The sequence below is a fragment of the Sphingopyxis sp. OPL5 genome, from assembly GCF_003797775.2.
In the GTDB taxonomy this organism is placed as follows: Bacteria; Pseudomonadota; Alphaproteobacteria; order Sphingomonadales; family Sphingomonadaceae; genus Sphingopyxis.
Window position 1 is genome coordinate 4173970 of sequence record NZ_CP060725.1, and the last position, 14495, is coordinate 4188464.

Here is a 14495-nt window from a genome sequence, read left to right on the forward strand (position 1 = left end):
GGTCAGTCCTTGCGCAGGATGAGGCTGGAGACGGGGAGCGACGCCGGGCCGCCCGAAACGAGCGCGAATTCGGCGTCCTTGACCTGATTGATCGCGGTGCCGCGCACCTGTTCGACGCCCTCGACGATGTGGGTCATGCCGATGATATAGGCTTCGTTGAGGTTGCCGCCGTGGGTGTTCACGGGCACGCCGCCATTGACGCCCTTGCCCGTCGCGGGATCGTAGCGCAGCTTGCCCGACAGGACATAGTCATTGCCCTCGCCCTTTTCGCAAAAGCCATAATCCTCGAGCTGCATCAGCACCATCGGGCTGAAATGATCGTAGATCAGCGCGACGTCCATGTCCTTCGCGGTCAGGCCCGATTGCGCCCAGACGCGATCGGCGGTGAACTTGTGGCCTGAGCTCGCGAAATGCGGATCGGGCATGCCCATCCAGGCGAACGCCCTGCCCCATTCGCGCTGGCCGCCATGCGCGGCGGCGTGGACCACCGCGGGCTTGTGGCGACAGTCCTTGGCACGGTCCATCGTCGTCGTGATCACCGCGACCGCGCCGTCGGTTTCGAGGCAGAAGTCGAGGCGACGCAGCGGATCGGCGAGCATCACCGAGGCGTCATATTGTTCCTTGGATAGCGGTTCCTTGCGTACCGCCTTCGGCCGGTTGTGGGTGTTCGCGCGGGTCGCCATCACGACCTCGCCGAACGCGTCCTGCGTCGTGCCGTAGAGGTGCATGTGGCGGCGCGCGAGGACAGACATCAGATGCCCGGGGCCGACGAGGCCCGAGGGCTGGAGGAAGCTGTTTTCGGGATTGGGCGCCGCCGAGCCGAAGACGACGCCGAGCCGATGCTGCGGCAATTGCTGCAGCGCCATCAGGGTGACGGTATAGGTGCAATCCTCGTTCATCAGCCCCGCGGTCGCGAGGCCGATCGCGCCAGGGCAGCCGCCGCCGCCGCTGGTCAGCGTCGCCGACCAGCTGATGTGCGGCATGCCGAGCGTTTCCATCAGGCTGGCGGTGTCGAACTTGTCGAGATAGCCCGCGCCTGCGGTCGAATAATAAGAGAAGCCGTCGATCTGCTTGTGGCTGATCCCCGCGTCAGCGCAGGCGTTCATGATCGCCTCAGCCGCCATGTCGTTGATCGTGCGCGGCCAGCTTTTGCCGCGGACATAATAGTCGGTCGCCCCGACCCCGACGATCGCGCACTTGTCCTGATTCACCCAGGCCATGCTTCTCTCCCGATTCCCAGTTATCTAACTAGGTTGGATATGATGCCTAGGCCATATTGTCCAGCCGTCAAGCGAAATGGAGTTTGCGATACTTGCCGCGGAAATAGAGCAAGGGGTCACGACGCGGTTCGAAAATGGCCTTGAGCACGCGCCCGACGAGGAGAAAATGATCGCCGCCGTCGTGCACCGCGTCGCGCGAACATTCGAAGCTGCTGAGCGACCCGGTGAGCACCGGGGTGCCATATTCACCGACTTCCCATGGCGTGACGCCGAAGCGATCCTCGCCCTTGCCGGCGAAGCGATTCGAGGTCGGCTGCTGGCCGATCTGGAGCACATTGACCGCGAAGCGTTCGGCGTCGCGGAGGTAGGGCGCGCTGCCGGCATTGTTGGCGATGCAGACGAGCAGCAACGGCGGGTCGAGCGAGACAGAGGTGAAGCTGTTCGCGGTCAGCCCGATCGGGGTGCCGTCGGGGCACATCGCGGTGACGACGGTGACCCCGGTCGCGAAACAACCGAGCGCGTCACGGAAGGTGCGCGCATCGCTGCCGGCGCGAAATTCGGGCGAACCGCGCGGGGCGCGGCGTTCGAGGAAATCGATGAGATAGCCGCCGAGCGCGTCGGCGCGGTCGTCGGTGACGACGAGCGCGCTATTCTCGACCTCGACGAGTTCGCCGTCGGGAAGCTGGGCGACGAAAGCGGCGGCATCGCCCTTTGAGACCAGTTCGCTGATCGCACCGCGCACATAGAGCGTCGGCAGCGCGATCTTGGCCGCGACCCCGTCGAGCCGCTCGGCCATCGCCGAGGTGTCGAGCGTGTCGAACAGGCGGACGTCCCATTGCGCCTGTCCCGGCGCGAGCGTCGCGGCTTCGCGCAGCCGCTCGCCGACGCGCTGCGCCACCTGCGGATCGACATGGACGGGCGAGTCGACGAGGACGAGGCCCGAAGCGAGGACCGCAGCGTCGCGTTCGAGCGCGGCGCTGGCGATCCAGCCGCCAAGGGTCGAGGCGACGACGACCGGGCGCGTGCCCATCTGCGACAGCACGGCGCGCAGATCCTCGACCAGCGCCTCGAAATCATAGCGCGCGTCCTCGGGCCATTCACTGCCGCCATGACCGCGCAGGTCGAGGCTGATGACGCGACGCCCGGCCTGTTCGAGCGAATTCGCAACGCTCGCCCACACCGCGCGCGTTTGCCCGGCGCCGTGGAGCAGCAGCACCGCCGGGTCATTCTCGGCGCCGATCACCTCGGCTTCGAGCCGAACACCTGCGAAGCCGCGATACTCAACGATGCTCATGCCTGATCCTTCTTTGCCGCTCCGGTCAGGTGCAGCCATGCGTCGAACTGGTCCGACCGGCGCCGCATCATCAGCCGGGCGATATCGGCATCACCGTCGATGATCGCCGTACACAGGCTGCGCTGCATGGCGCGCGTGCGTTCGCGCCGGTCAGGATCGGCGTAGAGGTCGCTGCCGCGTTCGTCGAGGCCAAAGCTGTAGCCGATTTCGAGGATCAGTTCGACGACCGGATTGCCGCTCATGCCCGAGATCAGACGCGCCATTTCGACCTCGGCCGCGATCAATTCGCGCGGCGTGTCTCGGTCGTCGATCGTGGCGACGAAGGCCTGCAACGCTTCGACATCGGCAACACTGCGGAGCCGCGCGGCGGCGACGGCAGCCTCTTCGGACACCGGACGGGTGACCTGGATGACATGGCCGAGATGCGCGCCCTTCATCCGCAGGAAGCGCGCGAGCGAATGGATCGCGTCGCGCGCGTCGGGGCGCTCGGCATAATAGCCGCCCTGCGCGCCGCGGCGGATGCTGATCAGGCGGTCGCGCTCGACGAGCTTCGCGGCCTGGCGGAGCGTCGGGCGGCTGACCCCGAAACGCGCGAGCAGATCGTCTTCGGCGCCGAGGTGCGTGCCCGGATCGGAGGCAAGGCTGAGATTTGCGAGGTCGCGCGCGGTACGGCTGGCGAGGGTTTCGCCGGGGCGGTGGAGTTCGGAGCTTGTTGCCATAACAGATATCTATTTATTAGCCCTTTGCCGCGATGTCCATCCCAAGAGCCGCTTGACTTATATAACTAGGTATCTTTTAATGTCGCAAAGACCGATAGCGAGTCGACAGGAGACTGTGATGAAACCCTTTGTGTTCAGCGCCGACAGCCACATCATGGAACCGGCGGATATCTTCCTCGACGGCCTGCCCGCGTCGCTCAAGGATCATGCGATCCATGCGCGGATGGAGGGTGAATATCTGGTCACCGGGACCAAGGACAAGATCATCTACCGCCTGCGCGTCGGGCAGCATCGCGAAAAGCAACTCGGCGATGCGCAGCGCAAGGGCATCCGCGAAATTCCGGGGCGACTCGAGGATATGGAGATGGAGGGGATCGACAGCGAAATCTGTTTCCCCTCGCTCGGCCTGTGGCTCTATTGCCTCGATAACCCCGAGGCCGAAGCCGCGTCGGCCCGGCTGTACAACGACTGGAACGACAGCTTCCTCGGTGGCCATCCGAACCGCTTCGTGCGCTGCGGCATGCTGCCGGTGCTCGATTTTTCGAACACGCTGGCCGAACTCGACTATCTGGCGTCGAAAGGTTTTACCGCGGCGATGCTGCCCGCGGTGACGCCGCCGGGACTGCCCAAATATAACAGCGACGCGTGGGACCCGATCTTTGCCAAGGGGGCAGCGCTCGGCATCGTGTTCGTGATGCACACGGGCACGGGCCTCGAAAGCGTGATCGTCGAGCGCGGTCCCGGCGCGGGAATCATCAATTACACCAACCAGATGAACGATGCGCAGCACAGCGCGATGTATCTGGTGTCGGGCGGGGTGCTCGACCGCAATCCGGGGGCGAAGGTCGCCTTTATAGAGAGCGGCGCGAGCTGGCTCGTCGCGCTCGCCGAGCGGATGGACGAGGTGTCGGTGGCGCATGCGAATTTCGTGTTTCCGAAGCTGTCGCGCTCGCCGAGCCAGATCGTCGACGACCAGATCTGGGCGAGCTTCCAGCACGACCGCGCGTGCATCGCGTCGGCATCCGCCGGACTGCCGGGGGCGAAGAATGTCATGTGGGGGTCGGACTATCCGCACGCCGAAGGCACCTTCCCGATCAGCCGCCGGATCATCGACGAGTTGTTCGAGGGCATGGAGGTCAGCGACGAGGTGCGGCGGAACATCCTGGGGCTGAACGCGGCGCGGCTGTTCGGGTTGGAGCCCAAGGTGGCGACGAGCGAGCGGGTCGCGGCCTGACGGGCATCGCCCAATTCACTTCGTCATTGCGAGCGGAGCGAAGCAATCCAGAGCTGGCCTAAACCCGCCTTGGATTGCTTCGCTCCGCTCGCAATGACGAGGCTTTAGAAGCTTACTCCGCCAGCGGCTTCGCGGTCCGCCCCGCCATGATCGCCGCGATACCGCCGACCAGCAGGCAACAGGACAGGATCGCCAGTGACGGCTGCAGCGACAGCTCGCCATAGCCCGGCGTGAAGGCCTTGCTGAGATAGCCGGCGACGGTGCCGCCCAGCCCGACGCCGGCCAGCCCGATGAACATATTGATCGTCGCCGACATCATCGCGCGCATCTGGACCGGAACCTGCGCGAAGCAGAGCGCGATGATCGGGCCGAGGTGGAGCGTCATCATGAACTTCACGACGACGAAACAGGCGAGCGCGACATAGGCGTTGCCCGCGAGCGCGAAGCCGACGCCGAAGGGGAAGCTGACGAGCAGGCCGATCCCGGCAAACCAGCCATTGAAGCGCGGGTCGGCCTTGCCATAACGGTCGCTGACCCATCCTGCGACGAGATTGCCGATCACCAGCCCCGCCGCCATCGCACCGCCGAGCCAGAAGCCGGTTTCGGTCTTGTCCATGCCATGGACGCGCTGAAAGAAGGAGGCGCCCCACAGGATGAAGGCGAAACCGGTGAGCGGGACCATGCAGAGCAGCAGCCCGACCCAGCGCAGCGAGGTGCTGGCGCCCATGGTGCGGAGGACCTCGCCAAGGCTGGTCTGCGGCGGCGCCACCGGTTCGACCACACCGCGCCGCCGCGGTTCGGCGGCGAGCAGATAGACAAGCAGGCCAACCCCGATGCCCGGGAGACCGACGATCAGAAACACGGTGCGCCAGTCATACCATTGCGACAGCCAGCCGGCGAGCGCGAGCCCGCCCGACAGCCCGACGGCATTGGCGGCGAGCATCACCGAGATGATCGTCGTGCGGCGGTCCTTGGGGAAGATGTCGGTGAGCAGCGACATGCCCGCCGGCCCGGCCCCCGCCTCGGCCGCCGCGAGACCGATGCGCGCGAGCAGCATCTGGACGAAGCTGTTCGCGAAGGCCGAGAGCGCGGTCGCGGCGCTCCAGATCGAGACGCACACCGCGATGACGAGGCGGCGGTCGCCGCGGTCGGCGTAGCGCGCGATCGGGAACGCGGCGATCGCGTAGAAGGCGGCGAAGGCGATGCCGGTGAGCAGCCCGAGCTGGCCATCGTCGAGGCCGAGTTCGACCTTGATGTCGTCCTGAAACAACGTGAAAACCTGGCGATCGACGTAACTGAGGATCGCGACGATAATGAGCAGGGTCAGCGTGAGGCCGCGGCGGTTGCTGGTTTCCGAAGACATATTCTTCCTTTCGCGGGGGGACGAAGGTCTAAAAATCCCGGGCAAAAAAAGAGGGAGGTCCGGCAAGCCGTCCCTCCCCCAATGCTCCTAGGAGCGCCCTGTGGTCCTCAGAATTTGAATGTACCGGTCACGCCGTAGCTGCGCGGTTCGTTGTACGAGGTGCCGATGTAGATGTTGCTCAGCAAAAGCGTGTATTGCTGTTCCTGATCGCCCGTCAGGTTCTTGCCCCACAGCGCCAGCTCGAAGTTCTTCTCCGGCCCGAAGCTCACCGCGACGCGCGCATTGAGGATGCCGAGCGAGCCCGACTGCGCAACCGCCGCGACCTGATCGGCCTGAGCCTGCGTCAGCGCGAGGCCGCCGGGTCCGGTCGAGGTGAACATGTTCGTCGGAATGTCGATCTGCGGCATCTTGCCCTGCCAGGCATAGACGATGTTGGCATCGAGGCCGACGCCGCCGAGATCCTGCTTGAAGTTGGCGCCGACCGAGAATTGCTTCTTGACGATGCCGACGAGCAGATAATCCTTTTTGTCGACCGTCACGATCGTCTGGTTCGGCGGGCTGCCGGCCAGCGCCTTGCCCTCGTAGCGCGTATATTTGGGATCGGTCAGCGCGCCGTTGGCGAAGATGGTGAAGCCGTCGACGACCTCGAACGAGGTGTCGATCTCGACGCCCCAGGTTTCGGTGTCGGCATTTTCAATCACCGTCTGGCTGATGCCGTTCGGTGCGAGCACCGGACTGCGCTGCGCGCCCTTCACGACGTTGTGATAACCCGCGACGTTGAACTTGCCGCGGCCGTCCATGAAGGTGAGCTTGGCGCCGAGTTCCTGTTCGTAGACCAGTTCGGGTTCGGCCGGGGTCGAGTCCGCGAGCGTCACCGTGCGCAGCTGCATCGCCCCCGAGCGATAGCCCTTGCTGTGCTTGGCATAGAGCAGGATATCGTCGCTGACGTCATAATCGACGCCGGCGGTATAGGACAGGTTCGAGAAGGTCTTCTGTCGCGAACGCAGACAGGGCAGCGCCACCGTCGAGGGCGTGCAGCGCACGAATTCGTCGGTATTGTCGACGACGTCGCCCGTCTGGGTGGTCACGCGCTTGTCGTCGATCGAATAGCGCAGGCCGCCGGTCACGCGGAAGCGATCGGTCAGCTTGTAGTTGAGCTGGCCGTACAGCCCGAAGCTGTCGTTATCGAGCGCGCCGGAGAAGTTCGACCAGCTCGTGCGGCCGACATATTGCGCCGGAACCGTCGGACCGGCGGTAAACTTGCCGTTGAACAGGTTCGAGCGCGACTGGTCGAAGCCGGTTTCGCGGAAATAGGTCAGGCCGGTCGCGAAGTTCAGCCGGTCGTCCAAGCCCGTTCCGGTGAGCTGCAGTTCGGACGAATATTGCTTCAGGTCCTGCGTGCCGCCGGTGAAGTGACCGGCGAAGCTCGACCCGTCGAGATCGACAAGATTCTCGCTCTGGATACCACGATAGCCGTTGATCCAGCGCACCTGGCCGAAGCTCGTGTCGAGAATGAATTTCGCCGAGAAGGTCTGGGTCTTGGTCTTGTTGAAGATGCCGCGCGGGTCGGCGCCGATGACCGCCGAGGGCGGCGTGATCGACACCAGGTTCGGGTTGCCGCCGAACTGTGCGCGGTCGGTCGCGGCGATGCCGTCGACGATCGGCTTAGCGGGGCCGAACGCGGCCGGTGCGTTGAAAAAGAGGTTCTGGCGGGCCGGGCCGTCGATGTCGGTATCATACCATTCGCCCGACAGGATGACCTCGAACGTGTCGGTCGGCTTCCAGCCGAGCTTGAGGCGACCGTTGATCGTCTCGCGGCCTTCATATTTCTTGCCGGTGTCGACATCGGTCTTGTAACCGTCGCGCTTCTGATAATAGATCGCGCCGCGGATCGCGAACTCGTCCGACAGGCCAAGGTTGACGACGGCCTGGCCGGTGCGTTCGTCGAAACGGCCATAGGTCGCGCTGACCTTGCCCGAAACTTCGCCGTAGCGCGGATTGGCGGTCTGGATCAGCACCGCGCCGGCCGAGGTGTTGCGGCCGAACAGCGTGCCCTGCGGACCCTTGAGCACCTGGACGCTTTCGACGTCGACGAGTTCGGTGTTCAGGCCATAGGCGCGCGCGATATAGAGTTCGTCGAGATAGGTGCCGACCGACGGTTCGAGCGTCGCGATATTGTCGACCTGGATCTGGCCACGCATCGACAGCGTCAGCGCGGTCGGGTTGTTGCCGGCGCCGCGAATGTTGAAGCCGGGGGTGAAGGTCGCGATTTCGTCGACCTTGTTGATGCCCTGCTCGGTGAGCTTTTCGCCGCTGAATGCGGTGATCGCGATCGGCGTATCCTGAATGTTGGCATCCTGCTTGGTGATGCCGATGACGACGATGGCATCATCGTCATATTGCGTCTCTTCGGCGGCAGGCTGCGTGGTGGCCTGGGCAAAGGCCGGGGTCGACGACAGGGCAATCGCCGCCAGCGATACCGCGGCGAGCATTCGGGCCGAATCGCGCTTCTGCTTGAAAATCATGGTCAACATCCTCCCCGCGAGGCTTCCTGGCGTCCTCGCTTCGTCAGTTATATAACTAAGTCTAACACGTCAGACAAGTGGATTGCGTCACATTGTCACGAAACGCTACGGAAACGGTGTCAATCGTGGTTTTTCGGCAACATCGCCGCGAGCGCGGGCACGTCGGCGAGCGCACGCAGCACATCGTTGAGGTGGGTGCAGCCGATCGTGCCGACGAGCGTGTCGAGCACCGACTGGCGGAATTCGCCGACATTTTGCCCGACCATGCGCGCCGCCTTCATCGAGGCGCCGGGACATTCGCGAAACGGCAGGATCAACGGCAGCGCCTGCAGCGCGAGCAGGGTGCCGTCGGTCTCGTCGATTTCGGCATAAACGCGATATTCGTGGATCGCGGTGCGCGTGCCGCCCGGATTGGGGCCGCTGTCCTGGAACCCGGCGTCGACCTTGAGCACGCCCTCGGCGCGCCAGATATCGATGCGGCGGGCGCGGCGGGCGAGCGGGCGCCCCTCCTGCACCGGCATGTCGTGCCAGCCGGCGGGGTCGTCGGGGTTGGCGAGCGGGCCGACCTCGGTTGCCGACTGGTCGCTGTGATCGACACTGCCATCCTCCGACAGCGAACTGCCGCCTTCGGTGAAGCCGGTGCAGATATTGACCATCCGCCCCTTGTTGCCCGCGGTCGATTTGAGCTTCTGGCTCGCCATGCGGGCGTGCCAGTCGTCGGTCCAGCGCGACCAGATCCACCCCGCGACAAGGCTCGCCCCCGCGAAATCGTCGAGGACCTGGAACAAAGGCGTGCCGCGCAGGTCGCCGAGCGTCGCCGCCAGCGCCTGGCGGCTCGCGCCCCCTGCCCGCACCCCGACCATGTCCTGCGCGCGCGCATGGTGGGGAGCGACGTCGATCTCCACGATCTCGCGGATCGGCGAGGTGCGGATGCGGAACTCGCCGCTATCCAGCACAACCGGTTCCCCTTCGAACGGCGTGAGCAGGTCGCGCGCGCGGCCCGACATGATCCACGGCTGGCCGAAACCGTCGGGCCAGTCCGAGTCGATCGAACTGGTGCGGCGGATCGAACCCGGACGGCGGAGCGGCGCCGGACCCGCCGACTGGCGTGCGAAGGGGAATTGCTGGGGTGCGTTCAAAACGGGATTCCTATTTGGGGGGCATGCGGATGGCGCCGTCGAGGCGTAAGGTCTGGCCATTGAAATAACCGTTGCGCGCGAGTTCGAGCACGAGGCTGCCGAATTCATGCGGATGGCCGAGGCGTTTCGGGAAAGGCACCGAGGCGGCGAGGCCTTCGAAGATCGCCGGCGCACGATCCTTGACCGCGAGCATCGGTGGGGTCGCGAAGATGCCGGGCATGATCGAATTGACGCGAATGCCGAGGTCCATCAGGTCGCGCGCGAGCGGCAGGACGAGGCCGTTGACGCCGGCCTTGAGCGAACCATAGCCGACCTGCCCGATCTGCGCATCCTGCGCCGCCGCCGACGCGGTCAACACGATCGCGCCGCGTTCGCCATCGTCGTTGAGCGGATCGGCGTTCGCCATGCCAAGCGCGGCGAGCGACGCGAGGCGGTAGCTGGCGATGAGAATGCCCTGCGCCGAGAATGCGTAATCGTCGGTCGAATAGCGGACATAGCCGCCGCTGGCCTTGTCAAAGCGGACGGTCTTGCCGCCTTTCGAGATTTGCGCGCAGTGGACGAGGATACGTTCCTGGCCGTGCGCGGCGCGCGCGGCTTCATAACCCGCGACGACGCTGTCCTCGCTGGTGATGTCGACCTTGCAGAAGACGCCGCCGATCGCGTCGGCGACCGCCTTGCCGCCCTCTTCATTGACGTCGAAGATCGCGACCTTGACCCCCTCGCCCGCCAGCGCCTCGGCGCTCGCGCGGCCGAGGCCCGAGGCTCCGCCCGTCACCACTGCCGCGATATCGTTACCCAGTTTCATGTCGATTCCTTTGATTGCTAATTATTGCAGAACTTCGAGATTGCCGCCATCGATCACGAGCACCTGCCCGGTGATGAAGCCGGCGCGGTCCGAGCAGAGGAAGGCGGCGGCCGCCGCCATATCCTCGGGCGTGCCCATGCGCGGGATCGGATAGGCCGCTGTGCGCTCGGCGATATGCTCGTCATAGGTCTGGCCCTGTGCCTCAGCGATCTTGGTGAAGACCTGCTTGAACTGCGGGGTCGCGATGGCGCCGGTGCCGAGCGTGTTGACGGTGATGCCCATCGGGCCGAGTTCGGCCGAGATCGTCTTCGACAGCGCGAGCGCGCCGACGCGGTACGTGTTCTGCGCCGCGCGCGCGAGCTTGCGGTGCGGCGCCTTGACCGAATTGGTGCCTATGGTGAGGATGCGGCCCCAGCCGCGCGATTGCATATGCGGGATCACCGCCTGTACCGCCCAGCGGAACGCCATGACATTGTTGGTGTTCGCGGCGGCGAAGGTGTCGTCGTCGACTTCGAGGAACGACCCTTTAGGTCCGGAATCGACGTTGAAGATCAGGATGTCGGGCGGGCCGAAAGCTTCGGTCGCGGCCTGTACGGCCTGCCCGATGCCGTCCTTGGTCGTGCAGTCGGCGGAGACGCCGACCGCCTGCCCGCCCGCCACCTGCACCTCGGCGACCGCGGCGTCGATCGTTAATTGCGTGCGCGCCGCGATGACGACACGGCAGCCTTCGCGCGCGAACTCGTGCGCGCAGCCGAGGCCGATGCCTTTCGAGCCGCCGAAGACGAGCGCGACCTTGCCGGAAATCCCGAGGTCCATCAGGGTGCCTTTCCTTGCTGGAGCTTGAGCCGCTCCTGCAAAATATCGTTGCGGCCGGGCGAGGCGGCGACGGTCGAGCCGCCGTCCATCTTGATCGTCGTGCCGGTGATATAATCGGACTTTGCCGAGGCGAGGAACAGGCAGGCGTGGGCGATGTCGGCGGGGGTTCCGGCGCGCCCGACCGGCACCGTCGCACCATAAGCCGCCAGCCCTTCGTCGCCGAGCACCGATCGCGCCCGGTCGCTGGCGACGAGGCCGGGGTTGATCGCGTTGACGGTGATCCCCTCGCCCACCACATCGCCCGCCGCGGCGCGGATGAAGGCGTCGAGCGCCGCCTTGGCCATGCCATAGGCGGTCATGTTGGGGACGACGTTGAAGGTGCCGTTGATCGAGCCGATCGCGATGAAGCGGCCACCGTCCTGCGCTTTACCCAGATGGGGCCGCGCGGCGTCGAGCAGCCACCAGGCCGCCTTGGCGATGCTGGCGAAGCCCGCTTCGAGCCGTTCGTCGTCGACATGGCCGAGGCCGCCGTGCGGAATGTCGGCGGCGGCGTGCACGATGATATCGACGCTGCCGAACGCCTGTGCGGTCGCCTCGACGAGTGCGCGGCAATCGGCGTGGCGCGCGATGTCGGCGGCGAAGCATTCGGCGATGCCGCCCGCCTTTTCGATCTCGGCCTTCACATCCTGCGCAGAAGACAGGGTACGCGCGCCTAGCATGACCTCGGCGCCTGCGGCGGCGAACGCCTTGGCGACGCCGCGCCCAACGCCCTTGCCGCCGCCTGTCACGATCACCGATTTTCCGGCGAAGCTCTCGCTCATGCGCTTACTCCTTTTGCGGGGATGCCGCCGAACTGGCGCGGCGGGAACAGCGGGATATCCATCTGGGTCAGCACGCCCGGCGGCGCGGCGCAGACGAAGGGTACAGCGTTGACCGCGATCGTCGGCGTCGCCGACGTGCCGCGCGGGCGGTGCAATTCCTCGCTGACCTCGGGCGCCCCTTCGACGAAGATCTTGTGGGTCACCCCCGCACCTTTCGCGAGCGCCGGCGTTTCCCATTCGGGCGCGGCGGCGTGGTGGAGGCGCAAAATTTTCTCATAGCGGATCATCGGCCGGCCGAGGCAATGCGCCGAGACGCGCCAGCGGGTCGCGGCGGTCCGCCCGGCGACAACCTCCCCGAAAGCGGCGGTGTCGATGGGATAATCGACCGCGATCGAATCCCATTGCTGTTCGATCCGATCGACCGCGAGGCCAAGGAAATCGGCAATGCCCTTGAGCGTCGCGATGTGCCACGACGCGCCGACCTGGCTGGTGAACATCGGCGGCTCGACCGCGGGGTCGCCGTTGAAGCCGTACATCAGCAGCGAGTCGGTGCCGCCATAGCCTTGCACGTCGGACATCTCGACGATGCGCACCGCGTCGAGCCGCGCGATGGTCGAGAGGATCGCGAAAAGTTGCTGGCCGAAGGCGAAGCCCGGTTCCTCGCCGGTGAGCAGGAAGCTGCTGCCGCCGCGTTCACACGCCGCGACGATCGGGTCGACATGGCGCGGGTCGCCGTGCGCCGGATACTGCAAGTCGAAGTGCGAGATGCTGACGACGTTCGTCCCGGCGGCGAGGAAGGGCAGGATTTCGGCGGTCGCTTCATCGTCACGACCGACGGTGCTGGAAAAATAGACGAGGCAGTCGGCACCGAGCGCGAGCAGCTCGTCGATGTTGGAGGTCGCAATGACGCCGGTCGGAGCGGTACCCCCGATCTCGCCCGCGTCGCGGCCACGCTTGTCGTCGCCCGAGACATGCAGGCCGACAAGCTCCAGCGCGGGGTCGCCAATGATCTGGAGCAATCCCTGTTTGCCGAGATAGCCCATGCCCCAGGCGATGACGCGGATCGGCATCGACCTACCCCTCGAACAACGCGCGCAGCCCCGGTGCCGATGGTTTCATCGACGGGGTGCGCGGAAAATCGACGACATATTGGATATGGACCGGGACCTGATAGGCGATCAGCCGGTCCTTGAGCCATGCCTTGAGATCGTCGGCGGGCGGTTCGGCAGCGCCCTCCTTCAGGATGATCGCGGCGGCGGGAACCGAACCGAGGCGGTCGTCGGGGACGCCGACGACGGCGGCCTCGCGGATCGCCGGATGGTCATTGAGCGCGCGGACCACATCGTCAGGGTGGATCTTGAAGCCGCCGCGGATGATCGCATTGTCGGCGCGGCCCTTGATGAAGAGAAAGCCGTCGCTGTCGAGCGCGGCGCGGTCGGTGGTGCGCAGCCATCGCAGGCCGTTGCCGAGTTGCTCGCCTTTGAGTTCGAGCAGGCCTTCGGTGCCGTGCGGCAATTCCGCGCCGCTGTCGGGATCGACGACACGCGCCGCCATATTGGCGTGAACGCGGCCGACCGCGCCGCGCTTTTCCGCCCAGTGGCGATGAAAGTCATCGATCGTCCAGCCCGCGATCGCACCGGCGAATTCGGTCGCGCCATAATTGCTGCAGATCGGGATGCCGTAGCGCGCGTAGAAGGCATCGACCAATTCGGGCGCCAGCGGGGCGGTGCCCGAGATCAGCGACTTGAGGCTCGACAGGTCGGCGGGATCGACATCGGCGTCGAGCAGCATACGCACCGCCGAGGGCACGGCGGAAGCGACGGCGGGCCGGTGGCGGCGGACCGCATCGAGCCAGGCGTCGACGCTGAATTTTTCGAGCAGCGCGATCTTGCGCCCCGCCATCAGCGCGCCGATGCAGCCATAGATGCCGCCGATATGGGTCAGCGGGTTGACCACCATCGTACAGCCCGAACCGAGCCGGGGCGGATCGTCGAAGCTCTTGCCGCGTTCATATTTGGCGAAGCCGCGGAAGCTCGCGTCGAAGGCGTCGCGGCTCAGCGGCACGCGTTTCGGCGTGCCCGTCGTGCCGCTGGTCAGCATCTCGATCGCGACGCCAGGCGAGGTCTGGATCGCGGCGCGGATGTCGCGCTGCACCACGCGCACGCCTTCGAGGCGCGGGCCGATCTCGATGATCGCCGATCCGGCCCGGGTCAGCGCTTCGGCGAGCCCGGGACGGGCGAGATCGGTGGCATCGGCGATGACCACGGGAAGGCGGAGCGTTTCGACGTCGGCGAACAGCCTCGCGTCGGGCAGGACCGGATTGAGCGTGACGAGGCAGCGATCGGTCGAGAGCACCGCCGCTGCCGCCGCGACATGGCCGGGACGGTTGCGCAGCATCACGCCGACGCGTGCATCCTCGGGCAGGCCCATCGCGCCCAGCGCCTCTTCGATCGCGCCCACATTGTCGGCGATCTGGCGCCAGCTGTAATCGACGCCCTCGAAATCGATCTGGGTCCGATCGGGTTCGAGCGCCATGATCGCGCGCAGTTTGTCGGTCAT

The 14495-nt window shown here is 65.8% G+C and carries 12 protein-coding genes; 1 reads left to right on the forward strand and 11 read right to left on the reverse strand.

Annotation, left to right across the window (positions count from 1 at the left end; all coding sequences use genetic code 11):
* Nucleotides 1-2 precede the first annotated feature (2 nt).
* The 3 genes from EEB18_RS20075 to EEB18_RS20085 form a co-directional block, all read right to left on the reverse strand.
* A complete protein-coding gene (locus tag EEB18_RS20075) occupies nucleotides 3-1220 on the reverse strand; it encodes a thiolase C-terminal domain-containing protein (RefSeq protein ID WP_187139924.1) in 1218 nt (405 codons plus the stop codon).
* A 67-nt stretch (nucleotides 1221-1287) separates the two neighbouring features.
* Complete coding sequence (locus EEB18_RS20080; protein ID WP_056347523.1) at nucleotides 1288-2514, reverse strand: alpha/beta fold hydrolase; 1227 nt, start codon at nucleotides 2512-2514, stop codon at nucleotides 1288-1290.
* Nucleotides 2511-3233: a FadR/GntR family transcriptional regulator gene (locus EEB18_RS20085; protein ID WP_187139923.1), complete on the reverse strand. Its 723-nt coding sequence runs from the start codon at nucleotides 3231-3233 to the stop codon at nucleotides 2511-2513. The genes EEB18_RS20080 and EEB18_RS20085 overlap by 4 nt, the downstream gene beginning before the upstream one ends.
* Nucleotides 3234-3351: 118 nt before the next feature.
* Here EEB18_RS20085 and EEB18_RS20090 point away from each other — a divergent pair, with 118 nt between their 5' ends.
* A complete protein-coding gene (locus tag EEB18_RS20090) occupies nucleotides 3352-4467 on the forward strand; it encodes an amidohydrolase family protein (protein ID WP_187139922.1) in 1116 nt (371 codons plus the stop codon).
* Nucleotides 4468-4579: 112 nt separating this feature from the next.
* On the opposite strand, the gene EEB18_RS20095 is transcribed toward EEB18_RS20090, so the two are convergent.
* The 8 genes from EEB18_RS20095 to EEB18_RS20130 form a co-directional block, all read right to left on the reverse strand.
* Nucleotides 4580-5830, reverse strand: a complete 1251-nt coding sequence (locus EEB18_RS20095; RefSeq protein ID WP_187139921.1) for an MFS transporter — start codon at nucleotides 5828-5830, stop codon at nucleotides 4580-4582.
* A 107-nt stretch (nucleotides 5831-5937) separates the two neighbouring features.
* The gene (locus EEB18_RS20100) at nucleotides 5938-8355 is read right to left on the reverse strand and encodes a TonB-dependent receptor (RefSeq protein WP_187139920.1); all 2418 of its coding nucleotides are present in this window, start codon (nucleotides 8353-8355) and stop codon (nucleotides 5938-5940) included.
* 119 nt (nucleotides 8356-8474) lie between these two features.
* Nucleotides 8475-9494 carry a DUF2889 domain-containing protein gene (locus EEB18_RS20105; protein WP_187139919.1) on the reverse strand — a complete coding sequence of 340 codons (1020 nt, stop codon included), beginning with the start codon at nucleotides 9492-9494 and terminating at the stop codon, nucleotides 8475-8477.
* 10 nt (nucleotides 9495-9504) lie between these two features.
* The gene (locus EEB18_RS20110; protein WP_187139918.1) at nucleotides 9505-10299 is read right to left on the reverse strand and encodes an SDR family oxidoreductase; all 795 of its coding nucleotides are present in this window, start codon (nucleotides 10297-10299) and stop codon (nucleotides 9505-9507) included.
* 21 nt (nucleotides 10300-10320) lie between these two features.
* Nucleotides 10321-11115, reverse strand: coding sequence for an SDR family oxidoreductase (locus EEB18_RS20115; protein WP_187139917.1), 795 nt, complete (start codon nucleotides 11113-11115; stop codon nucleotides 10321-10323).
* Nucleotides 11115-11936 carry an SDR family NAD(P)-dependent oxidoreductase gene (locus EEB18_RS20120; RefSeq protein WP_187139916.1) on the reverse strand — a complete coding sequence of 274 codons (822 nt, stop codon included), beginning with the start codon at nucleotides 11934-11936 and terminating at the stop codon, nucleotides 11115-11117. The genes EEB18_RS20115 and EEB18_RS20120 overlap by 1 nt, the downstream gene beginning before the upstream one ends.
* Nucleotides 11933-13006, reverse strand: a complete 1074-nt coding sequence (locus EEB18_RS20125) for a hypothetical protein (protein ID WP_187139915.1) — start codon at nucleotides 13004-13006, stop codon at nucleotides 11933-11935. The genes EEB18_RS20120 and EEB18_RS20125 overlap by 4 nt, the downstream gene beginning before the upstream one ends.
* A 4-nt stretch (nucleotides 13007-13010) precedes the next feature.
* Complete coding sequence (locus EEB18_RS20130; protein WP_187139914.1) at nucleotides 13011-14495, reverse strand: class I adenylate-forming enzyme family protein; 1485 nt, start codon at nucleotides 14493-14495, stop codon at nucleotides 13011-13013.

Bases quoted from the DNA above. Each gene is read 5' to 3' on its own strand.
- EEB18_RS20075 (WP_187139924.1), bottom strand. From the start codon at position 1,220: ATGGCCTGGGTGAATCAGGACAAGTGCGCGATCGTCGGGGTCGGGGCG.
- EEB18_RS20080 (WP_056347523.1), bottom strand. From the start codon at position 2,514: ATGAGCATCGTTGAGTATCGCGGCTTCGCAGGTGTTCGGCTCGAAGCC.
- EEB18_RS20085 (WP_187139923.1), bottom strand. From the start codon at position 3,233: ATGGCAACAAGCTCCGAACTCCACCGCCCCGGCGAAACCCTCGCCAGC.
- EEB18_RS20090 (WP_187139922.1), top strand. From the start codon at position 3,352: ATGAAACCCTTTGTGTTCAGCGCCGACAGCCACATCATGGAACCGGCG.
- EEB18_RS20095 (WP_187139921.1), bottom strand. From the start codon at position 5,830: ATGTCTTCGGAAACCAGCAACCGCCGCGGCCTCACGCTGACCCTGCTC.
- EEB18_RS20100 (WP_187139920.1), bottom strand. From the start codon at position 8,355: ATGATTTTCAAGCAGAAGCGCGATTCGGCCCGAATGCTCGCCGCGGTA.
- EEB18_RS20110 (WP_187139918.1), bottom strand. From the start codon at position 10,299: ATGAAACTGGGTAACGATATCGCGGCAGTGGTGACGGGCGGAGCCTCG.
- EEB18_RS20115 (WP_187139917.1), bottom strand. From the start codon at position 11,115: ATGGACCTCGGGATTTCCGGCAAGGTCGCGCTCGTCTTCGGCGGCTCG.
- EEB18_RS20120 (WP_187139916.1), bottom strand. From the start codon at position 11,936: ATGAGCGAGAGCTTCGCCGGAAAATCGGTGATCGTGACAGGCGGCGGC.
- EEB18_RS20125 (WP_187139915.1), bottom strand. From the start codon at position 13,006: ATGCCGATCCGCGTCATCGCCTGGGGCATGGGCTATCTCGGCAAACAG.
- EEB18_RS20130 (WP_187139914.1), bottom strand. From the start codon at position 14,495: ATGACCGACAAACTGCGCGCGATCATGGCGCTCGAACCCGATCGGACC.